The following is a 10,308-nucleotide window of genomic DNA, read 5'->3' as shown; positions in this document are numbered from 1 at the left end:
AGCGCCGATGGTAGTTGGGGGCTTCCCCCTGTGAGAGTAGGACGTCGCTAGGCAAAAAAGAAACCGCTGAGAAATCAGTGGTTTTTTTATATTGAGCTTGAGGTTGCCGATTTCCTATTGTTGATTTGACAAGGATATTTTTCAAGTAAGGGTCAAATAACTGTTACATAAAAAACCTGGTGAAATTGCTTTTTAAACCCATAAAATGCTAAAGTTTAATGGAGTGATTAAAATTCACAAAGGGGTGCAGTGTAATGGCAACAGGGCAATATAGAAAGGATATTGAGGTAGAGAAAGAAAAATTAGAGAGTTTTATTCTAAATAAGGAACGTTGGGCTGTTTTAATACCAGGTTACTTACATCACGAATTACTAAATAAAAATGATATGATTTGGGTCTTCCAAGGTGATTTTGGCGTTATTCAAAAAGCTGTTAAAGTGAAACTTACTCAGACAAAATCAGAGGTTCATCAAGTACTTTTTGATTTAGAGGGGTTATCTGATCCGATTAATGGTGACGGTTCCTTTGAAATAAAACAAAATCCAGATGGATCATTTCTATTAATTGGAAGCTTATCAATGAAGGCTAGCGGTTTTCTAGCAGCGATAATGAATCCCATACTAGATAATTTTGTACCTCGACTCGTAGAACAATTAGTGGAAGAAATGGCGTTTACCGTGGCAAAGGAATAGCTTATGATTTTGATTTAAGAAGAGAACCGATTATTGAAGGTAATGACAATAATCGGTTTTTATATGGAATCAGTACATATTTTTGTTGATTAGAGTAAAGGTTCAACTGCAATAACAATGCAGCGACATTGAGGATAATAAGACATTTTGTTGAAATTTCTATAGGTAACAAATAAATATGGAATGCCTTGTCGAGGGATTGCTTTTTTATCGTGGTATAATCCCGTATAATTAAATGAGAATCTTAACGAAAATGGGTGTGTTTGTTTTGGATAAGAAAAAGCCAATTATAGAGGGATTAGAACGTTTTCGAAAACAACAAAATATTTCCTTTCACGTCCCAGGCCATAAGCATGGCGAGCTGTCCCACCTCCCTCAAGCATTTAAGGATGTTATGCGGTATGATGTAACTGAATTAACGGATCTGGATGATTTACATTATCCAGAGGGAATGATATTAGAAGCAGAAAATTTATTAGCAGATACATATGGAGCCAAAAAAAGCTTTTTTCTAGTAGGTGGCTCTACTGTTGGAAATTTAGCAATGATTTATGCCACTTGTCATAAGGGTGATACTATTATTGTTCAGCGAAATGCACATAAATCTATATTTCATGCCATTGAACTTGTTGGAGCAAAGCCTATATTTGTGTCACCAATATGGGATGACCGGACGTTAACGGCAACACATGTAACTTTTCATGATCTCAAAGAAGCAATAGATAATTATTCAGAAGCGAAAGCAGTAGTTTTAACATATCCTACTTATTATGGGGTCACTTCTAATGAAGTACAGCAACAAATTGTTTATTGTCACGAGAAGAGAATCCCTGTATTAGTGGATGAAGCACATGGCGCTCATTTTAGTGCGTGTCATCTATTTCAACCATCTGCTTTGTCGTTTGGGGCAGATGTTGTTGTACAATCAGCGCATAAAACACTACCAGCTATGACAATGGCATCCTTTATGCATGTAAAGTCAGAATTGATAGATGCCGATAAAATACATCACTATTTACGTATGTTACAATCTAGCAGCCCATCTTATGTGCTATTGGCTTCATTAGATGATGCTCGCTACTATGTACAGACATATATGGAGAGTGATGGGGCATATATAATAGAAAAAAAGAAACAATGGGTTGAGGCTTTAAGGTCGATTGGTTCATTGGAAGTAATTGAGGTAGATGATCCATTAAAACTATTGTTACGTGTCGATGGTTATAGTGGTTTTCAGCTACAAGAAGCATTAGAGGCACAACATGTCTATGGGGAGCTAGCTGATGCGAATCAGGTCTTACTTATGTTACCTTTGCTGAAGCAAGGACATACCTACCCGTTTGCTGAAATAAGAGTCCGTATAAAAGAAGCAATAACAACGCTATTAGGCACAGCTAAAATAAATAGCAAAACAGTTTCTCAAACTGCCTATCATTTTGTACCAATTACAGAGCCTACCTTTACCTTTAGTGAGATTGCATCATTAGAAAAAGAATGGTTACCATATATGCGTACAATAGGTCGAATATCTACGAATATGATTATTCCGTATCCACCTGGTATACCGTTACTTGTTCCTGGAGAAAAAATAACAGTGGCAAAGCTAAGTCAATTGGAAGAATTACTAGCTGCAGGTGCAACATTCCAAGGAAATCATCGTTTAGCAGAAAAAATGATTCAGGTCATTAAATAGTGGAGGCAAATAACAACATGAATAGCAATTTATTTATTACATTCGAAGGTCCAGAGGGGGTAGGAAAAACAACAGTCATTCAAATGATTGCAAAGCGACTTACTGAAAAGAATATTGATGTTCTAGCAACGAGAGAACCAGGTGGTATCGAGATTGCGGAGAAAATAAGAACGATTATTTTAAATCCTGAACATACGGCAATGGACGAACGGACAGAAGCCTTATTATATGCTGCTGCAAGAAGTCAGCATTACTTTGAAAAGGTACGACCTGCTTTAGATGCTGGGAAGTTAGTCATATGTGATCGTTTTATTGATTCATCTTTAGCTTATCAGGGTTTTGCAAGAGGAATAGGTGTCGATGAAGTTCTTTCTATTAATGAATTTGCTATCGGTAAAAAATTACCTGACTTGACCATTTTATTTGATCTTGCTCCAGAGGTAGGCTTAGCTCGTATTTATGCAACGGACAATCGGGAAGTAAATCGTTTAGATGTTGAAAGTTTGCCGTTTCATCAGAAGGTACGTGAAGGATATTTACAATTAGTAGAACGATATCCAGAACGTATCCATGTAGTGAATGCAGACCAAGATATTGAAAGTGTTGTTGAAGATGTATGGTTATTATTATTGAAAGCAATGCAGTAAAAGCATGAAGTTGTCTACAACATTGTGATATAATGATACTATCCATTCATTTATCTTCATACGGATATCTATAGTGGATTATAAATGTTTATAAATGCTGATGCTTAGGAATAGTATTAAACCTAACTAGGTTAATTTTATAAAAGGGGTGAGTGCGAATGAAGTTAGTCGTAGCTGTAGTGCAAGATCAGGATAGCAACCGCTTATCAAATGCTTTAACGAAAAATCAGTTTCGCGCAACTAAATTAGCGAGCACAGGAGGATTTTTACGTTCAGGAAATACGACGTTTCTGATAGGAACTGAAGACTCTCTCATACCCAAACTTTTAGATATTATTCGGGATAATTGTCGAGCACGAGAGCAAATGGTTGCACCCGTTTCTCCATTAGGAGGAAATGCTGATTCCTATATACCTTATCCTGTGGAGGTAGAGGTAGGGGGAGCTACTGTGTTTGTTTTACCAATTGAACAATTCCATCATTTTTAAAATTAGCCTCCTATGTTAAACCACCAGAGGTCATTTAATTAAAGTAGGATAAATATGAAACTAAATAGAAAAGCTTCATATTTATCCTCATGCAATCACGCCAAGGAGAAATAGATAAAGATTAGTGGGGGCGAAACCACCTTGAAGATTAATCAAGATATACGTGTCGGGTTAAATACAAATCGCAAAGAGCCACTACAAAATAATAATCAAAATAACCGATTTGGGGATATGGTCGTCAAGCAAGGGAACAAGTTGCAAACAGAACAACTAACACGTTTGTTAGGAGATATATCGAGTGCAGGAGATCGCGTTGCAAGATCACGTAATTTACGAGAACTTGCTAGATTTAAAATGCTTGTGAAACGATTTCTACAAGAGACAGTAGAACATGGTATGGATTTAAAACAATCACATACATGGAATCGTTTTGGTGAAGGAAGACGCCTTAAAATTATTGAAACTATTGATACGCGTCTCGTTGAACTTGCCCAAGATATTTTAGATGAAGAAAAGGAAGCAATTGACCTCCTCGATAAAATCGGTGAGATTAAAGGCTTACTAATTAATTTATATATGTAAAACCCGTGTCTCGATCTTATTAGGCGCGGGCTTTTTTTCAAATTTGATTTTGGCAAATTGTCAATAACATAGGGACTACAGTAACGTTCCTTTACAGCAAGCAAGGATTGGAAACAATCACACTTTTGTTGTATATATAGGAAGGAAATTAAATTTATGGCCAAGAATGTTGAAGAGCTATTCACGCTACAACCAGTCGTAATGAAGCAACTTCAAACGATTTTTGACAAAAATAGATTAGCACATGCATATATTTTTGAAGGCGAAAAAGGGACAGGCAAGGCTGATATTATGCACTTTTTTGTCAAATTAATGCTATGTGAGCAACCTAGTGAAAATGTTCCATGTGAAACATGTCGAAATTGCAGACGTGTTGATTCAGGAAATCACCCAAATATTCATCATATTTATCCAGATGGTCAATTTATAAAAATTGATCAAATGCGAGAACTCATTGGAGAAATGAAAATGATGGGCGTAGAAGAAGGACGTAAAATCTATGTGCTTCATCATGCAGACCGTCTAAATATAGCTTCAGCAAATATGATACTTAAATTTTTAGAAGAGCCGGATGGAGAGGTAACTGCAATTTTATTAACAGAGCAAATGCAGTCAATTCTCCCAACAATCCGTTCTCGTTGCCAACATATTAAATTCCAAAAAATGCCGCGACATGTTTTACTCAAACATTTACAAGAAAATAATGTTTCGCATTCGATGGCTTCAACAGTAAGCATGATGACAAACGAGCTCGAAATGGCCATATTTTTGGCAAATGATGAGCAGTTTGCACTTGCTCGAAAAACAGTGTTAAAATTAGTAGATGCCATTCAACAAAATGTACATGAAGCGATGCTCGTTGTACATGAAGATTGGTTACCGAACTTTAAAGAAAAAGGCGAGATGGAGCAAGCATTGGATTTACTACTATTTGCTTACCGTGATATAGTGTCAATAAAAGCTAATCCCGAAGCAGCTTGTACTTATCCAGACATGTTACCACTATTTAAAGAAGTTGCGTTATATTCCACTTATGACCGATTATCAAGTCAGCTGGAATCTATTTTGCAAGCACGCGCCTCTTTACAACGTAACATGAATAGGACGTTATTGATGGAGCAGTTAATGCTAAATCTGCAGGAGGGATATACATTTGTATAATGTAGTAGGAGTCCGCTTTAAGAAGGCGGGTAAAATATATTATTTTGATCCGGCATCATTTCTACTAGAAAATAATCAATATGTTATTGTAGAGACAGCACGCGGTGTAGAATATGGAAAAGTAGTTGTCCCTCAAAAAGTGGTAGGTGATAATGATGTTGTATTACCACTCAAACAAGTACTTAGACCAGCCGATGATCGTGATCGTATTCAAGTTGAGGAAAATGCAGCAGAATCGAAACGTGCATTTGATCTCGCTAGTACTAAAATTATAGAGCATAATCTAGAAATGAAGCTTGTAGATGTTGAATATACATTTGATCGTAATAAAATTATTTTTTATTTTACAGCTGAAGGACGAGTTGACTTTAGGGATCTTGTAAAAGATTTAGCTTCGGTTTTTAGAACACGTATCGAACTTCGCCAAATCGGTGTGCGTGATGAAGCAAAATTATTAGGTGGCATTGGCCCGTGTGGAAGAATGCTTTGTTGTTCCACATTTTTAGGTGATTTTGAGCCAGTTTCTATTAAAATGGCTAAAGATCAAAACCTATCATTAAATCCTTCGAAAATATCAGGTCTTTGTGGACGTTTAATGTGTTGCTTAAAGTATGAAAATGATGAATATGAAGAAGCAAAAGAGGGCATGCCAGATATTGGTGAGGTAACGATGACACCAGATGGCCGCGGTAAAGTTGTAGGGTTAAATGTGCTAGAAAGACTGATACAAGTATATTTACAAGAGCAGGAACGCACAGTTGAGTATACACTAGAAGAACTACTAGCATGCGAAAAAAATCTTATTTAAGATAGAGAATTTAACGAGGTGGCTTGGGTGAAGGACCGTAATTTCTTAGATACCGTTATGGAGTTCGAACAACAGCTCGAAGCAATGCAGGAGCAATTCGGTGCATTGAAACAATTTGTAGCGTTAATGATGGAAGAGCATAAAGCGCTTGAGACAGAAAATCATCATCTTCGTACACGTCTAGAAGAACTACTTTCTAATACAAACTCCGTACAAGCTGCTGAAGTAAAGAAAGAGAGTCCGTTAGATATAGGTGAAGGTTATGATAATCTTGCTCGCTTATATCAGGAAGGCTTCCATGTTTGTCATGTTCATTTTGGAAGTTCACGTAAAGGTGAAGATTGTCTGTTTTGTCTATCATTTTTAAATAAACAAAATGCGTAATAGAAGGCTGATTCCCACTAAGGTGGTATCAGTCTTTTGTTTTGTAGAGTAGGAGGAATAAGCATGAAAAACTGGCTAAAGGATGATGAACGATTAGACTATTTGTTGGCTGAGAATTTGCGTATTATTCAAAGCCCCTCCGTCTTTTCGTTTTCATTAGATGCAGTATTGCTTTCAAAGTTTGTTAATATTCCCTACCATAAGGGGAATATTGTTGATTTATGTTCAGGGAATGGTGTAATCCCTCTCTTTTTAAGTGCACGTACAAAGGGACAAATAAAGGGAGTAGAAATTCAGCCACGTTTATTTGATATGGCAGAGAGAAGTATCCGTTATAATCAATTAGAACATCAAATTCAAATGATTCTTGGCGATGTAAAAGAAATACCGAAACAATTAGGCATTGAAAAGTATGATGTTGTTACCTGCAATCCACCTTATTTTTTGGCTCATGAGGCAAGTGATAAAAATCTCAGTGAACATCATGCCATTGCAAGACATGAACTATATTTAACATTAGAAGAAGCTATTCAATCAGCCAGTAAGTTATTAAAGCAAGGTGGCAAAGCTGCATTTGTGCATCGTCCAGGTCGATTATTAGATATTGTTACAGCGATGCGAGCAAATCGCTTAGAGCCTAAAAGGATGCAACTCATTTATCCGAAAGAAGGTAAAGAAGCCAATACGTTACTAATAGAAGGAATAAAAGATGGGAAGCCAGATTTAAAAATCTTGCCACCTTTGTATGTCTATGATGCCAATAATGAATATACAGAAGAAGTGAGAGAGATCCTTTATGGAAAAGAGCAATAATCACTACTTTTACGTACTAGAGTGTGCGGATCAAACACTTTATGCTGGGTATACAAATAATATAGAAAAACGTGTTGCTATACATAACGCTGGTAAAGGGGCAAAATATACAAGAGCTAGAGGTCCAGTGAAATGTATTTATAATGAAATGTTTGAGACAAAGCAAGAAGCTATGCGTGCTGAATATGCATTTAAGCAATTAACAAGAACACAGAAAATAAATTATATAAGGAGGGGTGAATCGTGAAATCTCAAAAAAGTACAATACACGATTTGACAGGCTGTTTATATCTGGTAGGAACACCTATTGGGAATTTAGAGGATATGAGTGTACGTGCATTGCGCATTTTAAAAGAGGCCGATATTATAGCAGCAGAAGATACAAGAAATACAAAGAAGCTATGTAATTACTTCGATATTGAAACCCCATTAATCAGCTACCATGAACATAATTTAGCAGTAGGTGGAGAAAAATTATTAACTTTACTACATGAAGGGAAAACAATTGCCTTAGTAAGTGATGCAGGCTTACCTTGTATTTCTGATCCGGGAGCGGATATAGTCGAAAAAGCAATTGCTGAAAACTTTCCTGTTGTGCCTGTACCAGGTCCGAATGCAGCGATATCAGCATTAATTGCTTCTGGATTGACGCCACAGCCATTTTTCTTTTATGGCTTTTTGAATCGTGGAAAAAAAGAACGTCGGCAGCAATTAGAGCAACTAAAAAAACGTCAAGAAACTATTTTATTATATGAGGCACCACATCGCTTAAAGGATACATTAAAAGATATGGAGGCTATACTCGGTAACCGTCGCATTGTCTTAGCCCGAGAGCTAACTAAGAAATTTGAAGAATTTTTACGTGGTACATTGGTTGAAGCTGTAGAATGGTCACAGACAGAGGAAATACGAGGAGAGTTTTGTATAGTCCTTGAAGGTAATAGCTCTGTCGAAGAGGAAAATGAAGAAGAAGCCTATTGGCAAACGATGTCGGTTGTGGAACATGTAGATTACATTATTAATCAATCGAATGTTACATCAAAAGAGGCAATTAAGGAAGTAGCCAAGCTAAGACAAGTCGCGAAGAGAGATATTTATAATGAATATCATAGTTAATAATAGTAAAGGGTTACCTTATTAGGTAGCTCTTTATTTTAATTTGAAGCTTCTTGCTACAAAGCGTCGACATAACTAATTTTAAATTGATAAGAATTGTAAATAATAGTAACCTTGAGTAGAAAGGTCTGACATGGACATTATAAGGGGTATAGAAATTGGGTATATTAATTTGTATACAAATAGAAACACCTAAATCACTGAGTTGATTTAGGTGAGTAAGAAGGTTATTTTTTTAAGTTAGCTTGGATTTCTTTTACTAACATTTCAGCGCCTTCTGGACTTAAAATTAATTTGCCTCCAACTAGACGGAAGTTATCATCTGAAACTTCACCAGTAACGGCACATGTCATATTAGGCATATATTTTTTTAAGATGATTTTATCATCATCGACATAGATTTCTAAAGCGTCCTTTTCAGCAATACCTAGCGTACGACGTAACTCGATAGGAATTACTACACGACCTAACTCATCGACTTTACGAACAATCCCTGTTGATTTCATAATAGATTTCCTCCTAATTTATAAAAGTTATATTTGTATTTCGTCAAATTTCGACATTATTTCCTTGTCTGATAGTTATCATACCAAGTAATGCCATAAACGTCAATTAATTAATACACTAATATTATGGTTTTAGAAAAATTTTTTTGAGAAGAATGCAGATATTTTAATTATTTTAAAAGGTTTTTAATAAATATTTTCTATAATAGTAAAAAAGGTTCTTATTTAAGTCATTTAATGGATTGAATATATTATTCGACAATTTTCGCATGTAATAAACTTTCATTGAAACGAATTTCGTACTTCGTTAGAATAGAGAGTATATTGTAGAACAATGGAGGCAGTTCTTGTGAGTGAACAACAAAAAACATTCTATATAACAACACCCATTTACTATCCAAGTGGGAAATTTCATATTGGTACGGCATATACAACAGTTGCATCTGATACTATTGCACGCTATAAACGTTTACGTGGCTATGATGTTCGTTTTTTAACAGGTATGGACGAGCATGGACAAAAAATACAGGAAAAAGCAGCAGAGGCAGGTAAGCACCCTCAAGATTATGTAAATGAAATCGCAGATGCTGCTAAAAAGCTATGGGCTTTAATGGATATTTCTTACGATGACTTTATTCAAACAACGCAAGAACGACATACTAAAGCTGTCGAAAAGATCTTCCAGAAGTTTTTAGATAATGGAGATATTTATAAAGGCGAATATGAGGGCTGGTATTGTACACCGTGTGAATCATTCTTTACAGAGACTCAATTAGTTGATGGAAATTGTCCAGACTGTGGTCGACCAGTGCACAAAGTAAAAGAAGAATCGTATTTCTTTAATATGAAGAAATATGCCGATCGTTTATTAGCTTATTATGAAGAAAATCTAGAATTCATTGAGCCCGAATCACGGAAAAATGAAATGATTAACAACTTTATTAAACCAGGACTTGAAGATTTATCTGTATCAAGAACTTCCTTCGATTGGGGAATTAAAGTACCTGGGGATCCAAAGCATGTCATTTATGTGTGGGTGGATGCATTAACGAATTATATTACATCTCTAGGATATCTTTCAGATGATGAGACATTGTTCAACAAATATTGGCCAGCAGATGTACATGTAGTAGGAAAAGATATTGTTCGCTTCCATACTATTTATTGGCCTATTTTCTTAATGGCATTAGATTTGCCATTACCAAAAAAGGTATTTGCCCATGGTTTTATTATGATGAAAGACGGTAAAATGTCTAAATCAAAAGGAAATGTCATTTATCCAGAAATGCTAATCGAGCGTTATGGCCTAGATGCGACACGTTATTTCCTTTTACGTGAATTGCCATTTGGCTCTGACGGGGTATTTTCTCCAGAATCATTTATCGAACGTACAAACTTTGATTTAGCAAATGATTTAG

The 10,308-nt window shown here is 35.8% G+C and carries 13 protein-coding genes; 12 read left to right on the top strand and 1 reads right to left on the bottom strand.

Annotated features, from left to right (window positions below; all coding sequences use genetic code 11):
• The first annotated feature begins 254 nt into the window (after positions 1 to 254).
• From RT445_RS09525 to rsmI, 11 genes are all read left to right on the top strand, one after another.
• Entirely contained in the window at positions 255 to 692 is a 438-nt protein-coding gene (locus tag RT445_RS09525; protein ID WP_274795141.1) for an SRPBCC family protein, read from the top strand.
• Positions 693 to 960: 268 nt separating this feature from the next.
• Positions 961 to 2,385, top strand: coding sequence for an aminotransferase class I/II-fold pyridoxal phosphate-dependent enzyme (locus tag RT445_RS09520; protein ID WP_449826346.1), 1,425 nt, complete (start codon positions 961 to 963; stop codon positions 2,383 to 2,385).
• Positions 2,386 to 2,402: 17 nt separating this feature from the next.
• The gene (gene tmk, locus RT445_RS09515; protein ID WP_313470463.1) at positions 2,403 to 3,032 is read left to right on the top strand and encodes a dTMP kinase; all 630 of its coding nucleotides are present in this window, start codon (positions 2,403 to 2,405) and stop codon (positions 3,030 to 3,032) included.
• Between the two features lie 158 nt (positions 3,033 to 3,190).
• A complete protein-coding gene (locus tag RT445_RS09510; protein WP_155594094.1) occupies positions 3,191 to 3,520 on the top strand; it encodes a cyclic-di-AMP receptor in 330 nt (109 codons plus the stop codon).
• Between the two features lie 141 nt (positions 3,521 to 3,661).
• Positions 3,662 to 4,102 carry a YaaR family protein gene (locus tag RT445_RS09505; RefSeq protein WP_274795143.1) on the top strand — a complete coding sequence of 147 codons (441 nt, stop codon included), beginning with the start codon at positions 3,662 to 3,664 and terminating at the stop codon, positions 4,100 to 4,102.
• Between the two features lie 156 nt (positions 4,103 to 4,258).
• The gene (holB, locus tag RT445_RS09500) at positions 4,259 to 5,263 is read left to right on the top strand and encodes a DNA polymerase III subunit delta' (RefSeq protein WP_274795144.1); all 1,005 of its coding nucleotides are present in this window, start codon (positions 4,259 to 4,261) and stop codon (positions 5,261 to 5,263) included.
• Positions 5,256 to 6,071 (top strand): PSP1 domain-containing protein, encoded by an 816-nt coding sequence (locus RT445_RS09495; protein ID WP_274795145.1) that lies wholly within the window; start codon positions 5,256 to 5,258, stop codon positions 6,069 to 6,071. Before holB ends, RT445_RS09495 begins: the two co-directional genes overlap by 8 nt.
• A 27-nt stretch (positions 6,072 to 6,098) precedes the next feature.
• Positions 6,099 to 6,455, top strand: a complete 357-nt coding sequence (gene yabA, locus RT445_RS09490) for a DNA replication initiation control protein YabA (RefSeq protein ID WP_274795146.1) — start codon at positions 6,099 to 6,101, stop codon at positions 6,453 to 6,455.
• 63 nt (positions 6,456 to 6,518) lie between these two features.
• Entirely contained in the window at positions 6,519 to 7,268 is a 750-nt protein-coding gene (locus RT445_RS09485; protein ID WP_274795147.1) for a tRNA1(Val) (adenine(37)-N6)-methyltransferase, read from the top strand.
• A complete protein-coding gene (locus RT445_RS09480) occupies positions 7,252 to 7,515 on the top strand; it encodes a GIY-YIG nuclease family protein (protein ID WP_274795148.1) in 264 nt (87 codons plus the stop codon). The genes RT445_RS09485 and RT445_RS09480 overlap by 17 nt, the downstream gene beginning before the upstream one ends.
• Positions 7,512 to 8,384 (top strand): 16S rRNA (cytidine(1402)-2'-O)-methyltransferase, encoded by an 873-nt coding sequence (gene rsmI, locus RT445_RS09475; RefSeq protein WP_274795149.1) that lies wholly within the window; start codon positions 7,512 to 7,514, stop codon positions 8,382 to 8,384. Before RT445_RS09480 ends, rsmI begins: the two co-directional genes overlap by 4 nt.
• A 227-nt stretch (positions 8,385 to 8,611) precedes the next feature.
• On the opposite strand, the gene RT445_RS09470 is transcribed toward rsmI, so the two are convergent.
• Positions 8,612 to 8,890 carry a transition state genes transcriptional regulator AbrB gene (locus RT445_RS09470; RefSeq protein WP_274795150.1) on the bottom strand — a complete coding sequence of 93 codons (279 nt, stop codon included), beginning with the start codon at positions 8,888 to 8,890 and terminating at the stop codon, positions 8,612 to 8,614.
• A 334-nt stretch (positions 8,891 to 9,224) separates the two neighbouring features.
• On the opposite strand from RT445_RS09470, the gene metG reads away from it, so the two are divergent.
• A partial coding sequence (metG, locus tag RT445_RS09465) for a methionine--tRNA ligase (RefSeq protein WP_396631800.1) occupies positions 9,225 to 10,308 on the top strand: 1,084 nt, incomplete at its 3' end.

The sequence above is a fragment of the Lysinibacillus sp. genome (assembly GCF_032093475.1).
Taxonomy (GTDB): domain Bacteria; phylum Bacillota; class Bacilli; order Bacillales_A; family Planococcaceae; genus Lysinibacillus; species Lysinibacillus irui.
The sequence above is the reverse complement of the archived record's forward strand: the minus strand, read 5'-3'. Positions and strand labels throughout refer to the sequence as shown.

What these genes read in the sequence shown, in the direction of transcription:
- RT445_RS09525 (WP_274795141.1), top strand. Translation starts at nt 255, where the DNA reads ATGGCAACAGGGCAATATAGAAAGGATATTGAGGTAGAGAAAGAAAAA.
- tmk (WP_313470463.1), top strand. Translation starts at nt 2,403, where the DNA reads ATGAATAGCAATTTATTTATTACATTCGAAGGTCCAGAGGGGGTAGGA.
- RT445_RS09510 (WP_155594094.1), top strand. Translation starts at nt 3,191, where the DNA reads ATGAAGTTAGTCGTAGCTGTAGTGCAAGATCAGGATAGCAACCGCTTA.
- holB (WP_274795144.1), top strand. Translation starts at nt 4,259, where the DNA reads ATGGCCAAGAATGTTGAAGAGCTATTCACGCTACAACCAGTCGTAATG.
- RT445_RS09485 (WP_274795147.1), top strand. Translation starts at nt 6,519, where the DNA reads ATGAAAAACTGGCTAAAGGATGATGAACGATTAGACTATTTGTTGGCT.
- RT445_RS09480 (WP_274795148.1), top strand. Translation starts at nt 7,252, where the DNA reads ATGGAAAAGAGCAATAATCACTACTTTTACGTACTAGAGTGTGCGGAT.
- RT445_RS09470 (WP_274795150.1), bottom strand. Translation starts at nt 8,890, where the DNA reads ATGAAATCAACAGGGATTGTTCGTAAAGTCGATGAGTTAGGTCGTGTA.